We start from the raw sequence: 11,983 nt of genomic DNA on the forward strand, positions 1-11,983 counted from the left end.
GGCCGTGGTGCGGTGGGCGCGGCTGTGCGCGCGGCGGCGCGCGGTCTCGGTCCGGCGGAGGGCAGGGGTGGGCGACAGGGTCTCGGGCATGGGAGGCGTGACGATCCTTCGGGTGTTCCTCGCCGCTCGCAAGCGGCCGGCGCCCTCGGGCCGGGCGCACAAGGTAACGATTCTGCATCAGTGTTCCTGAATGCCGCCTCCGTGCGCGCTGGACGGGCGGCGGGAGCGCCCCGCGCCTCAGCGTCCCGCCGGGCCGAGCACCGCCTCCGCGATCGCCGCGGCGTCGTCCTCGAAGTCGTCCAGCGGCGCCGTGTCGGCCGGCGCCGTGTCCCAGCGGCCGTCGGCGCGGTCCGGCAGCGCGGTGACGGTGATGCGCAGGACGCCGGGCTCCTCCGGCTCGCCCACCGCGATCACGGCCCGGGAGAACTCCGCCTCGCTCTTGACGGTCGCCGCACGGCCCGCGATCGTCGTCTCGTCGCCGTCCCCGAACACGTACCGGAGCTCCTCGTCGGTCGCTTGGATCCGCACGACCAGGTCGTGGCGAGGACGCACGAACATGCAGATCGGCTCCGGGTCGTCCGTTCCGTCGCGCTCGGCGACCACGGCCGGTCTCAGCTCCTCGCCCAGCGCCTCCCGCACCGCGTCCCACGCCGCCGTGCAGAGGACGTTCGGATCCCTCTCCCCCCAGGCGATGACCTCCGCGGCGGCGTCGGGCACCGTGGTCTCGACCGCCTCCGCACACGGCGACCCGGGCTCGACGTCGACGCACACGCCGGTCGCCGCGGTGTCCGGCTCGTCCGCCGCGTACAGCAGGCCGTCGAGGTCGGCATCGGCCGGCTTCGCGCGGTCGAGAGCCGGGGCGAGCTCCGCGACGAGCTCCCTGGCCTCGTCGCACGTGCGCGCGGACGCGGTCGCGCCGACGACCGGCTGACGGGTCCCCGCCGCCGCCGGCGACGCCCACGCATCCCACATGATCCGGCAGTCCTCGTCGCCCCCGGCGTACCAGATCAGGACCTCCCGGTCCGCGAGCGTCTCGGTCGGATACTCCGCCCACCCGTAGTTCGCGCGCAGATCCGCGAGGGCCGGGCTCCGGCGCAGGTTGAGTCCGGACTCGGGCGTGACGCTCGTGAAGCCGACCCCGCCGGAGTCCTTCCAGATCCCGCAGTCGCCGAGGCCCTCGTCCAGGCCGCTGCGCGGGGCGAGGACGGTGCCGTCGGCGGCGGGTCCGACGACCTGTTCGAAGACGTCGCAGGCGACGAGGCCGTCGCGGGGATCGGCATGACGCAGCGAGGACGGATCCGCTCCCAGCGCCTTCACCGCCGCCTCGGCGAACGCGATCGGCTCGGCGCAGTCGTAGGCGCCCTGCGACGGGTCCTGGGCGAACACGATCGCGTGCGCGAAGTCGACCGGGAGCCGGATCTCGCACCACTCCCACAGCGCCGTGTTCCGGTAGGCGGCGGCCCCGGCCAGGTCCGCGCGCTCCTCCCAGAACCGCTGCGACGCCGGCGCGGACGCCCACGTGTCGACCTTCAGCACCCCCGGGATCCGGCAGTGGTGCAGTTCCGGCTCCCGCTCCCGCCCGGCGACCAGCGCCGGATCCAGGAGCGCGCACGGATCCAGCGACGCCATCGCCTGCGCGACGGCGTCGGCGTCCCGGTCGTCGTTGAGCACCGGCTCGATCGTGAGCGGCGACGGCGTCGGCTCGGGACCGGTCAGGGTCGGCAGCACCCCGCAGCCGCTCAGCAGGACGACGGCGGCGAGCACCGCCAGCGCACGGATCCCACGCATGTTCCACCCCCCGATCCGGCGTCCTCGCCGGTCAGGGGAATCCTAGACCGCGGCGCCCGCCGCGGCCCGCGGACGCCCCGCCCGCTCCGGCGCACCGCTCATCCGGCGCACCGCTCATCCGGCCGCGATGCATCCGGAGCCGCGGCGCGCCGCCCGGTAGTCTGCCGCTCACACCCACGCGAAGGATCCGACATGCCCCGTTTCGACCTGCCGCCCGAGCAGCTGCGCGCCTATCGCCCCGACGTCGCCGAGCCCGCCGACTTCGACGACTTCTGGGACCAGACCCTGACCGAGGCCCGGGCCCAGGCGTCCGCGCCGCGCCTTCGCCGGGTGGACTCGCCGCTGCAGGTCGTCGAGGCATGGGACGTGACCTTCTCCGGCTTCGACGGGGATCCGGTGTGCGCCTGGCTGCTCCTGCCCGCCGACGCGGTCGAGCCGCTGCCCGCGGTCGTCGAGTTCATCGGGTACAACGGCGGTCGGGGCCTCCCCCACGAGCGCCTGGGATGGTCCGCCTCCGGCTACGCGCACCTCATCATGGACACCCGTGGCCAGGGCAGCCGTTCGGGCACCGGCGGCAGCACCCCGGATCCGCACGGCACCGGGCCGTCCGTCCCGGGCTTCGTGACGCGGGGCATCGAGGATCCGCGCGACTACTACTACCGGCGGGTGTTCACCGACGCGGTACTCGCCGTGGACGCGATCCGCACACTGGATCGCGTGGATCCCGCCCGTGTCGCCGTCACCGGCATCAGCCAGGGCGGCGGCATCGCCATCGCCGCCGCCGGCCTGTGCACCGGGCTCGTCGCCGCCATGCCGGACGTCCCGTTCCTCTCGCACTTCGAGCGCGCCGTGGGGCTGACCGATCGGGATCCCTACGACGAGATCGTGCGGTATCTGTCCGTCCACCGCGGCGCCGTCTCGACGGTGTTCGAGACGTTGTCCTACTTCGACGCCGTGAACTTCGCGCGCCGCGCCACCGCGCCCTCCCTGTTCTCCGCGGCGCTGATGGATCCGGTGTGCCCGCCGTCCACGGTCTACGCGGCGCACAACCACTGGGGCGGTCATTCCGAGATCGTCGAGTACCCGTTCAACGAGCACGAGGGCGGGCTGGGCGTGCAGTGGCAGCGCCAGACGGCCTTCCTCGCCGATCAGCTCGCGCGCTGAGCCCGCGTTTCGGGGTGTGATCCGGGGGATCGGGGTAGGAGGACGGACCCCGAACACCCGCGACGCGCCCCGAAACGCCGTCACCCCGGGGCGCGAGGGCCAGGATGGAAGGGCCGTCCCCGAAGGAGCTGAGATGACCCGGTCCGCCACCGCCGCCACCGCCGCGATCCGCGCGGCGCGCGATCTGCTGTTCGCGCACGCCACCGACTACGAGGGCGCCCGCGCCGCCTTCCGCTGGCCCGAGCTCACGGAGTTCAACTTCGCGCTCGAATGGTTCGACGTCATCGCCGGCGAGAAGCCCGACCGCCCCGCGGTGCAGATCGTCTCCGCCGATCTCCGCGCCCGCACATGGACCTACGGCGAACTGTCCGAACGCTCGGATCAGGTCGCGAACGGGCTGCGCACGGCCGGCATCGGACGCGGAGATCACGTGATCGTGATGCTGGGGAACACCATCGAGCTGTGGGAGACCATGCTCGGCCTCACCAAGATCGGCGCCGTGGCCGTCCCGACCTCGACGCTCCTGTCCGCGGCGGACCTCGCGTACCGCGCCGAGCACGGACGCGCTCGCGCGATCGTCACCCGGGGGGAGCTGGCCGACCGTCTGGCGGGGATCCGGCCGGACGTCCTCCGCATCGCCGTGGGCGAGGTCGTCCCCGACGGCTGGCTCGCGTTCGCGGAGACCGCCGACGCCGCGGCGGCGGAGTTCGTGCCCGACGCGCCGACGCCGGCCGGCGACACGGCGCTGCTGTACTTCACGTCCGGCACGACCAACCGGCCCAAGCTCGTCCAGCACACGCACGTGTCGTACCCCGTCGGTCACCTGTCGACCATGTGGTGGCTGGGCCTGCGACCGGACGACGTGCACCTGAACATCTCCTCGCCCGGATGGGCCAAGCACGCCTGGTCGAGCTTCTACTCCCCGTTCCTCGCCGAGGCGACCGTCTTCGTCTACGACTACGACCGCTTCGACGCCGACACGCTCATGCGGGTGATGGACACCCACCACGTGAGCACGTTCTGCGCGCCGCCGACGGTGTGGCGCATGCTCATCCAGGCCGACCTCACACGGCTCACCCGCCCGCCGCGCGAGCTGGTCGGAGCGGGAGAGCCCCTGAACCCGGAGGTCATCACCCGCGTGCGCACCGCCTGGGGCGGCACGATCCGCGACGGCTTCGGCCAGACCGAGATGACCTGCTGCGTCGGGAACTCCCCCGGCCAGCCGGTGAAGGACGGATCGATGGGGCGCCCGCTGCCGGGGTACCCCGTGGTGCTGCTGGATCCCGCCACCGGCGAGCCCGCCGAGCGGGAGGGGGAGATCGCCCTCGACCTGTCCGCGGCGCCCCTGGGGCTCATGGCCGGGTACTACGCGGACCCCGAGGCCACCGCCGCGGCGGCTGCGGGCGGCTTCCACCACACCGGCGACATCGCGACCCGGGACGAGGAGGGGTACCTCACCTACGTCGGGCGGGCGGACGACGTGTTCAAGGCGTCCGACTACAAGGTGTCGCCGTTCGAGCTGGAGTCCGTGCTCCTCGAGCACGACGACGTCGTGGAGGCGGCCGTCGTGCCGAGCCCCGATCCCACCCGGCTGGCCGTGCCGAAGGCCTACGTGTGCCTGACCGCGGCGGGCGCGGAGGATCCGGTGCGCACGGCGGGATCGATCTTCGCGCACGCCCGCGCACACCTCTCCCCGCATCTGTGGGTGCGGATCATCGAGTTCGTGCCGGAGCTGCCGAAGACGATCTCCGGCAAGATCCGCCGGGTGGAGCTGCGGGCGCGGGAGGCCGAGCGGGTCGCGTCGGGCGAGGATTCCGGTCAGCACCACGACCGCGACCATCGCTGAGAACCGGTCGGCTCAGGGAGGGGAACGGAGCCGGCATCGCGACGTCAGAGCTCGTCGATGACGATCCTCTTCATCGACATGAGGTGCGCGAACGCGTCCGGGCGCTGCAGGAGCTCCCCGATGTCGGACGGGACCACCTGCCAGCTCACCCCGAACCGGTCCGTGCACCATCCGCATGCCTCGGCCTCGGGCACGGCCGACAGCGCACGCCACAGCCGGTCGATCTCCGCCTGCCCGTCGCAGCGGACCTCCAGGGAGACACCGCCGTCGAACGGCACGGTCCGCGAGGTGCCGGAGTCCATCGCCGCGAAATCCTGCCCCGCCAGCCGGAACCGTGCGAAGAGGACGTCGCCGGGTCGGGCCGGGCCCCGCGGCTCGGTGTGGGGGACGACGGAGAGGATCCGGGAGTCCGGGAGCAGGCCGGTGTAGAAATCCATCGCCTCGCGCGCGCGGTTCTGCACGGCGCCGCCGAACGTCAGCAGCGGGGTGACGAACGGACGCCGCTCGCCCTCCGGCGGGACGATCATCGGCTGCCAGCTCACCCCGTACCGGTCCTCGATCCAGCCGTACCAGGGGCTGAACGGATGCGCGCCGAGCGCGATGAGCTCCGTGCCGCCTTCGCTCAGCGCGTCCCACACCGCGGTGACCCGCCGCCTCGTCGCCGACGCGTCCCCGTCGTCGTCGCGCGGGTCGAAGGCGAGCAGGAACGAGATCGACGGCTGCGGCCGGAACTGGTCTCCCGCGTTGATGAGCGTGATCCGGTACTCGCCGATCCGGACGTCGACCGTGACCGGCAGACCGGCGAAGCCCCGCTGCGGCTCGCGCAGCCCCTCGTCCGGATACCGTGCCGTGACCTCCGCGGTCGTCCCGGGCAGTGCGGAGGCGTAGAACGCGCCCGCCTGCTCCGCCACGCGATGGCACCAGATGTTCGGAATGATGCGCTGACCGGCCATGCCGCCTCCTCGATCACTCCCCCGGGTCCATGGTGATCCCGCCGGATCGCCCGCACAAGGCCGCGCGGGAAGGACGGCCGCGGGGAGGAAGGCCCGCGCGGGGAGGACGGGTGAGGAGGGCGCCTACCCGAAGGCGTGCTCCTCACCCGAGGCGGCCCGGCGCGCGGCGATGCCGGCGCGGACGAGGCCGCCTACGGTCAGGGCTGCGGCGAGCGCGGCCAGCGACACGAGCAGGGGGGACCACTCACTCGTGAACGCCGACGCCACGCTCAGCAGCGCCCCGACGATCCACAGACCCGCGGCCCCGCCGCAGAGGCCCGCCGATCCGCGGGCCAGGGCGAAGCCGGCCACCAGCGCGCAGATCACCGCCCACGTCGCCCCGGCGAAACCGATCGGGACGAAGATCGTGGACAACGCGCCCGCCACCGCCAGCGAGGTCATGGATCCTCCTTCGGCGCTCTTCCCGAAATGGCGCCGTGGTTCCACGCTACGAAGCGGCCGGCGCCCGGGCATCCGCCGCAGGTGCCATCCGGCATCCGCCGGAAGGATGATCCGTGCGGCCTCCGGTCGGTCGAGCGGTCAGCGGCGCGCGCGGAAGAGCCGCCGACGCGCCGAGACGATCGGCACCGGCGCGGTGATGACCGCGTCGACGACCATGGACCCGTCGGTGGGCCCGACCACGGGGATCGCCGTCGTGGGGGTCACCTCCACGGGGTCGACCGGGAGCTTCGCCAGCTCGCGGTTCGCCTTCACGTAGGCCGGGATGAGCAGGGCGGCCGCCCCGATCCATGCCAGCGGGTTGCTCAGCGCGACGCCGACGAAGCCGATGAGCGCGCCGAGCACGACGGCCGCCGCGACGCGCATCACGAGCTCGATGACGCCGGTGACCGTCGGGATGAGGGTGTGACCGAGGCCCTGCAGCGCTCCTCGGAGCACGAACAGGACGCCGAGGAACGAGTAGCTCAGGCCGTTGATGATGAGCATGAGGTTCGCGTCGTGCACGACCTCGTCCGAGCCCTCGCCGATGAACACGCGCACCATCGCCGTGCCGAACGCGACCAGCAGCGCGCCGAGCACGACGGCCGTGATGATCGCCATCCACGTCGCCTGGACGACGCCCTTGCGGATCCGGTCGGGCCGGCGCGCACCGAGGTTCTGCGCCGTGTACATGGAGGCGGCGAGCCCCAGCGAGGACAGGAAGGCGACGGCGAGGCTGTCCACGCGGCTGGCTGTCGTGTAGGCGGCGACCGCCTCGGAGCCGAGGGTGTTCAGGGCGACCTGCACGGTGAGCGTGCCGATGGCGATGATGGAGGCCTGGAAGCCCATCGGAAGGCCCAGACGCAGGTGCTCGGCGAGGTCGGCGCGGCTCACCCGCCAGTCGGCGCGGCGCACGTGCAGGACCGGGAGCCGACGCCAGACGTAGACGAGGCAGAGGATCACCGAGACCGCCTGGGCGACGACCGTCGCCAGGGCCGCCCCCGCGACGCCCCATTCGAGCGTCCCGACCATGAGGATCACGAGCACGACGTTCAGCGCGCACGAGACGGTGAGGAACACCAGCGGCGTCCGGGAGTCGCCGATCGCGCGGATGATCGCGGACAGGTAGTTGAAGAACATGATGGTGCTGCCGCCGAGGAAGGTCACCTGGGTGAACACCGTCGCCTCGGCCATGAGCTCCGGCGGGGTCTGCAGGAGGGCGAGCGCCGGGCCGGAGATGAGCGGCGCCGCCACCGTGAGCAGCAGGCTCGTCGCCCCGGTGAGGATCGTGCCCGTGGCGACCGAGCGCCGCACCGCGGCGTTGTCCGACGCTCCGAACGCCTGCGCCGTGGGGATCGCGAACCCGCTCGACATGCCCCAGGCGAACCCGATCAGCAGGAAGATCAGGCTTCCCGTCGCTCCCACGGCCGCCAGCGAGTTCACGCCGAGATGGCGGCCGACGACGATGGCGTCGACGAACTGGTACAGCTGCTGCACCACGTTGCCGATGAGCAGCGGGATGGAGAACGCGAGGATGACGCGCCACGGGCGGCCCGTGATGAGGGTGGTGGACATAGCGGTCCCAGGGCGGAAGGAGACGGATCGGGGGAAGGCTCGCGAGAAGCGATCCGATCAGTGTATCGAATCGATTCGAGAGCGCGCTACGTCCGCCCGGGAATGCCGGCGGCCCCGTGTCCGCGGACACGGGGCCGCCGAGCGACGGTGCGGTGCTCAGCCGGCGTGCGCCGCCGGGTGCGCGTCGAGCACGAAGGATGCGGTGTGCACGACGCCCGCGACCTGGAAGTCCAGATAAAGCAGGTAGCGGCCCGCCGTGGGCGCCTGGGCCATGAAGGCGATCTCCGGGCCGGAGAGGGCACCGTCCGACGGGGCCTGGCCCTCGGCGTGCACGTGGAGGTACGCGAGGTCCCCCTCCCGGAGGGCGACGAGGTGGCCGAAGGCGCCGAGGTAGGGCTCCAGCGTCGTCACCGGCTGCCCGTCACGGTGGATCCGCACCGTCAGCGCCGAGGCCTGACCCGCGACGAGCGCGCCCTCGACGGTCGCCTGGAACCCGGCCACGTCCGAGGCGGCGGCCGGCATGGCCGCCCGAGGGGTGAACTCCCCCGCGACGTCCACCGTGCGCGACAGCGTGACGTTGTCCGCGCCCGCGGGGGCGAAGTCCGCGTACACGCGGTACGTGCCCGCCGCGTCCCAGACCCACGGGGCGGTCCAGGTGCCGGTGCCGGCGTCGAGCGCCGGGTGCACGTGACGGAACCCCGTGCCGTCGGTGCGGACCACGATCAGGTGCAGCTCCTTCTGGTGGGACTGCTCGAACGCCGTCAGCGCCTCGCCGTCCTCCCCGAGGATCCGGAAGACGAGCTCCCCCGGCTCCCCCACAGCGGCCGGCGCCCCCACCGGCCCGAGCACGAGCCCCTGCGCCGAGAGGGAGAGCCCCTCGGGCGCCGAACCGCCGTGCGCGCCGTGCCCTTCCGCATGCGCGCCCGTCGTCATCGTCCCGCTTCCCCCGTGCGCGCCGTGCGCCATCGCCTGCCCGTTCATCGTCTCCTGATCCTGTTCTCTCGTGTTCCGTCGCGGCTCAGACGCGCACCGCGGCGTATCCGGCCTCGCTGACCGCCTCGAGGACGGCCGCGTCGTCGAGGGCGCCGGCGGAGGTGACGCGCAGCGAGCCGTCGGCCGCGCTGACCGCGATCTCCTCCACACCGTCGATCTGCTCGACCTCTTCGCGCACCGACAGCTCGCAGTGCCCGCAAGTCATGCCGGTGACCCGGTACTCGGTCGTGATCATGTCTCTCTCCTCCGTGGATTCGGGGCCGTGGCAGGCCCGGCGCTCAGGACAACATAGTACCCCGAGGGGGTATTCCCCGATGTTCGTCCGTCCCTGTGCCGCTCCGCGTCAACCCCCTCCGGCGAAGATGCGGAGATGCCTAGGGTCAGCGGCATGACCGGCTCCCGTCGATACCGCGACCGCTCCGAGGCGGGGCGCGTGCTCGCCGCCGCGGTCCGCCGGCTCGGCCACGACGCACCGCTCGTGCTCGGGCTGCCGCGCGGCGGCGTCCCCGTCGCGGCGGAGATCGCGCAGGCCACCGGGGGCGATCTGGACGTCGTCGTCGTGCGGAAGCTGGGGTTCCCCGGGAACCCCGAGGTCGCGATGGGGGCGATCGCGTCCCTCGCCGGGCGGCTCGTGTCCGTCCGCAACCCGGAGGTCCTCGCGCACCTGGGAGCGGGAGCGGACGAGGCCTTCGAGCGCGCCGTCGCCCTCGAGGAGCCCGAGCTGCGTCGTCGCGAACGCGCCTACCGGGGCGACCGCGCCCCGCTGGACGTGCGCGGTCGCACGCTCGTCCTCGCCGACGACGGGATCGCCACGGGAGCGACCATGCGCGCGGCCGCCGCCGTGGTCCGGGACCGCGGGGCGGTGCGGACGCTCATCGCCGCCCCGATCGCGCTCGGAGACACGCCCCGGCTCCTGCACGACGCGGCCGACGACCTCGTCCTGCCCTGGACCTCGGATGAGCTGATGTCGGTGGGCCAGGCGTACGAGCTCTTCGACCAGACGCCGGACGAGCAGGTGCGCGCGCTGCTGGGCGCCGTCGTTCCGCGCACGTGAGCGCTCCCCGTCACTCGCCCGGGCCGCGCCCGCGGTCGAACACCCGCGCGTACAGCCGTTCGGCCTCGTCCAGGGCGCTCTCGGCGATCACCGCCACGGGCACCACCTCGGACAGCAGCGGCTCACAGTCCGGCCCGCGCCCGACCTCCTCGCCGGTCAGCACCCAGGCGTAGCGCTCCGGCATCCTCTCCTGCAGGTGGCGGTACTGGCAGAGCTGACGCGACAACCAATGCGTGAGAGGCCGCGTCCACCACGCCTCGGGACTGAGCGGATTGACGGAGAGCCCGGGGAGCTCGAGCCCGCTCTCCGTGTCGACGCTGCGCTCGCGCCGATCGTGCGCGGGGCCCTCGCTGTAGCGGACGTGCAGGGCGCCGTGCTCGGAGACCAGGCGCGCCAGCTCGTCGAGGCTCCCGCAGCGCGGCAGGTCGTCCTCGTCCTCCTGCGTCGGCTCCTCCTCGGACACGGGTCACCCCCGACCCTCGTCCTCGTCGTCCTCGGGGACGGCCGTCCGCTGCTCGAGGAGGTCCGCCTCGCTCGCGTCCGGCCGGGTCCTGGGCGGCTCCTCCTCGTGGGCGGGGGCCTCGGGATCGCCGGCGTCCTCGGTCGAGGGGCGCTCTTGCTCCAGCCGATCCGCCTCCGTCGCCCGGAGGTCCTGATCGTCGCCCTGGGGTGTGCGGGGGGACATGTCGCTCCCTTCTCGCGCGGCGCCGGCCGCGCCGCCCGTCGGATCCGGGCCGAGCGGCCCGGGCGGTGATGGGCACGAAGCTAACCACACGGATCCACGGCGTCAACCCGGTCGACCCGCGGACGACGAGCGCCTAGCGTGGCTGGCCCTTGTCGACACGACACACGATGAGACGCCCGGACGGGCGCGCGAGGAGGACGCCATGGACGAATCGCAGCGAGGGAACACCACCCACGGTCCGCAGCTCGACGACCAGATGAAGCAGGAGACGCGCGGCATGGTGCAGGGGCACGGCGCCGCGCACGCCGAGCCGTTCCGGGAGAGCGAGCCGCTGCCCGATGACACCGACGCGGAGGAGACCCGGGAGGCCTTCCGCGGAGACGGCGCCCGGGCCGGGGACGCCCCGGCCTCCGCGGACCCGGCGACGGAGGACACGGACGCCGACGACACCGACGACGGGGAGGGACGATGACGGTATCGGATGCGGTGCGCGAGGCGCTGCGCCAGGAGGGGCCGTGGACCACGGCGTACGTCGACGGCCCGAGCGGTGAGCCGGAGGGGGCGGCCGAGAGCCGGTCGCGCTCGTTGAGGGAGCGGCTCCGCGCCGCCGGGGCTCCGGACCAGGACGCCGAGGCGATCGACCGTGCCCTCGCGCCGGAATCGGGGCCGCCCGCACCGTCGTCGCGCTGGATCCTGGTCCGGGGCGGTTCCCTCGTCGCGGACGAGGCGTTCCATGGCCCCCGGAAGGGTCCCGAGGTGATCGCGCACGGCGTGGTGCCGCAGCTCCTGCCGCTGCTGCGGCACCACCAGGACGACGCTCGCATCCTCGTGGTGGAGACCGAGCGCTCCGGAGCGAGGATCCGTCAGGAGCACGTCGGCCGCGGCGTCGGCGATGTGCGGGAGGTCGAGGGAGAGACCGAGGGCATGACCAAGGTCGGCGCGGGACGCCTGTCGCAACCGCGTCTGCACCGGCACGCGGAGGAGGTGTGGAAGCACAACCAGGCGGAGGTGGCGGGCGTCGTCGACGACCTCGTCCGCACGTTCGATCCCGTGCACGTCTTCGTCACCGGCGACGTCCGCGCCCGAGGGCTCCTGCTCGACAAGCTCGGCGGGGCGGCCGCGGCCCGCGTGGTGGTCGTGGACGCGGACACCCGTGCGGACGGCGCGGACGACACCGCACTGGACGCGTCGATCGCCGCCGCCCTCGACGCGCGCCGGCGCGCCCGGCTCGACGACGCGACGGGTGCCGCCGCGCAGAACGGCGCCGAGGGCATGGGTCCCGTCGTCGAAGCGCTGCAGCGGGCCCGCGCGGGAACGCTCGTCCTCGACGTCCGGATCGGGGACCTCGACGCGCGCCTGCGGGCCCTGCGCGACGAGCCGTGGGTCGCACGCACCGAGCAGGACGCGTACGACGTGCCCGTGCTCGACGACGTGCCGGCCGGCGAAGC

The 11,983-nt window shown here is 73.4% G+C and carries 13 protein-coding genes; 5 read left to right on the forward strand and 8 right to left on the reverse strand.

Features of this window, described 5'->3' with window-relative positions; genetic code table 11:
* Positions 1–237: 237 nt before the first annotated feature.
* Positions 238–1,788 carry a hypothetical protein gene (locus MR1_RS16770; protein WP_067249614.1) on the reverse strand — a complete coding sequence of 517 codons (1,551 nt, stop codon included), beginning with the start codon at positions 1,786–1,788 and terminating at the stop codon, positions 238–240.
* Between the two features lie 192 nt (positions 1,789–1,980).
* Between MR1_RS16770 and MR1_RS16775 the strand changes: the two genes are divergently transcribed.
* Together MR1_RS16775 and MR1_RS16780 are read left to right on the forward strand one after the other, a co-directional pair.
* Positions 1,981–2,952 (forward strand): acetylxylan esterase, encoded by a 972-nt coding sequence (locus tag MR1_RS16775; RefSeq protein WP_067249617.1) that lies wholly within the window; start codon positions 1,981–1,983, stop codon positions 2,950–2,952.
* 133 nt (positions 2,953–3,085) lie between these two features.
* Positions 3,086–4,798 carry an AMP-binding protein gene (locus MR1_RS16780; RefSeq protein WP_067249620.1) on the forward strand — a complete coding sequence of 571 codons (1,713 nt, stop codon included), beginning with the start codon at positions 3,086–3,088 and terminating at the stop codon, positions 4,796–4,798.
* Positions 4,799–4,842: 44 nt separating this feature from the next.
* Here the strand turns inward: MR1_RS16780 and MR1_RS16785 are convergent, their stop codons facing one another.
* The 5 genes from MR1_RS16785 to MR1_RS16805 form a co-directional block, all read right to left on the reverse strand.
* Positions 4,843–5,751 carry a VOC family protein gene (locus tag MR1_RS16785; RefSeq protein WP_067249622.1) on the reverse strand — a complete coding sequence of 303 codons (909 nt, stop codon included), beginning with the start codon at positions 5,749–5,751 and terminating at the stop codon, positions 4,843–4,845.
* Positions 5,752–5,874: 123 nt separating this feature from the next.
* On the reverse strand, positions 5,875–6,192 hold the full coding sequence (locus MR1_RS16790; protein ID WP_067249625.1) for a hypothetical protein: 318 nt from the start codon (positions 6,190–6,192) through the stop codon (positions 5,875–5,877).
* A gap of 138 nt (positions 6,193–6,330) precedes the next feature.
* Entirely contained in the window at positions 6,331–7,803 is a 1,473-nt protein-coding gene (locus tag MR1_RS16795; protein WP_067249628.1) for an MATE family efflux transporter, read from the reverse strand.
* 156 nt (positions 7,804–7,959) lie between these two features.
* On the reverse strand, positions 7,960–8,784 hold the full coding sequence (locus tag MR1_RS16800; RefSeq protein ID WP_255218183.1) for a hypothetical protein: 825 nt from the start codon (positions 8,782–8,784) through the stop codon (positions 7,960–7,962).
* Positions 8,785–8,821: 37 nt separating this feature from the next.
* Positions 8,822–9,031: a heavy-metal-associated domain-containing protein gene (locus MR1_RS16805; protein WP_067249631.1), complete on the reverse strand. Its 210-nt coding sequence runs from the start codon at positions 9,029–9,031 to the stop codon at positions 8,822–8,824.
* A gap of 153 nt (positions 9,032–9,184) precedes the next feature.
* Between MR1_RS16805 and MR1_RS16810 the strand changes: the two genes are divergently transcribed.
* On the forward strand, positions 9,185–9,850 hold the full coding sequence (locus MR1_RS16810) for a phosphoribosyltransferase (RefSeq protein WP_067249634.1): 666 nt from the start codon (positions 9,185–9,187) through the stop codon (positions 9,848–9,850).
* Between the two features lie 10 nt (positions 9,851–9,860).
* On the opposite strand, the gene MR1_RS16815 is transcribed toward MR1_RS16810, so the two are convergent.
* Together MR1_RS16815 and MR1_RS16820 are read right to left on the reverse strand one after the other, a co-directional pair.
* Positions 9,861–10,313 carry a DUF6098 family protein gene (locus MR1_RS16815; RefSeq protein ID WP_067249637.1) on the reverse strand — a complete coding sequence of 151 codons (453 nt, stop codon included), beginning with the start codon at positions 10,311–10,313 and terminating at the stop codon, positions 9,861–9,863.
* Positions 10,314–10,316: 3 nt separating this feature from the next.
* The gene (locus MR1_RS16820) at positions 10,317–10,535 is read right to left on the reverse strand and encodes a hypothetical protein (protein ID WP_067249638.1); all 219 of its coding nucleotides are present in this window, start codon (positions 10,533–10,535) and stop codon (positions 10,317–10,319) included.
* A 202-nt stretch (positions 10,536–10,737) separates the two neighbouring features.
* On the opposite strand from MR1_RS16820, the gene MR1_RS16825 reads away from it, so the two are divergent.
* The gene (locus MR1_RS16825) at positions 10,738–11,007 is read left to right on the forward strand and encodes a hypothetical protein (RefSeq protein ID WP_067249642.1); all 270 of its coding nucleotides are present in this window, start codon (positions 10,738–10,740) and stop codon (positions 11,005–11,007) included.
* The coding region (locus MR1_RS16830; protein WP_067249644.1) for a baeRF2 domain-containing protein at positions 11,004–11,983 on the forward strand (980 nt) is incomplete at its 3' end. The genes MR1_RS16825 and MR1_RS16830, both read left to right, overlap by 4 nt.

The sequence above is a fragment of the Microbacterium resistens NBRC 103078 genome (genome assembly GCF_001552355.1).
Classification (GTDB): Bacteria; Actinomycetota; Actinomycetes; order Actinomycetales; family Microbacteriaceae; genus Microbacterium; species Microbacterium resistens.

Excerpts from the sequence above, each read along its gene's own strand:
- MR1_RS16770 (WP_067249614.1), bottom strand. The coding sequence starts at position 1,788 with ATGCGTGGGATCCGTGCGCTGGCGGTGCTCGCCGCCGTCGTCCTGCTG.
- MR1_RS16775 (WP_067249617.1), top strand. The coding sequence starts at position 1,981 with ATGCCCCGTTTCGACCTGCCGCCCGAGCAGCTGCGCGCCTATCGCCCC.
- MR1_RS16780 (WP_067249620.1), top strand. The coding sequence starts at position 3,086 with ATGACCCGGTCCGCCACCGCCGCCACCGCCGCGATCCGCGCGGCGCGC.
- MR1_RS16785 (WP_067249622.1), bottom strand. The coding sequence starts at position 5,751 with ATGGCCGGTCAGCGCATCATTCCGAACATCTGGTGCCATCGCGTGGCG.
- MR1_RS16790 (WP_067249625.1), bottom strand. The coding sequence starts at position 6,192 with ATGACCTCGCTGGCGGTGGCGGGCGCGTTGTCCACGATCTTCGTCCCG.
- MR1_RS16795 (WP_067249628.1), bottom strand. The coding sequence starts at position 7,803 with ATGTCCACCACCCTCATCACGGGCCGCCCGTGGCGCGTCATCCTCGCG.
- MR1_RS16800 (WP_255218183.1), bottom strand. The coding sequence starts at position 8,784 with ATGAACGGGCAGGCGATGGCGCACGGCGCGCACGGGGGAAGCGGGACG.
- MR1_RS16805 (WP_067249631.1), bottom strand. The coding sequence starts at position 9,031 with ATGATCACGACCGAGTACCGGGTCACCGGCATGACTTGCGGGCACTGC.
- MR1_RS16810 (WP_067249634.1), top strand. The coding sequence starts at position 9,185 with ATGACCGGCTCCCGTCGATACCGCGACCGCTCCGAGGCGGGGCGCGTG.
- MR1_RS16820 (WP_067249638.1), bottom strand. The coding sequence starts at position 10,535 with ATGTCCCCCCGCACACCCCAGGGCGACGATCAGGACCTCCGGGCGACG.
- MR1_RS16825 (WP_067249642.1), top strand. The coding sequence starts at position 10,738 with ATGGACGAATCGCAGCGAGGGAACACCACCCACGGTCCGCAGCTCGAC.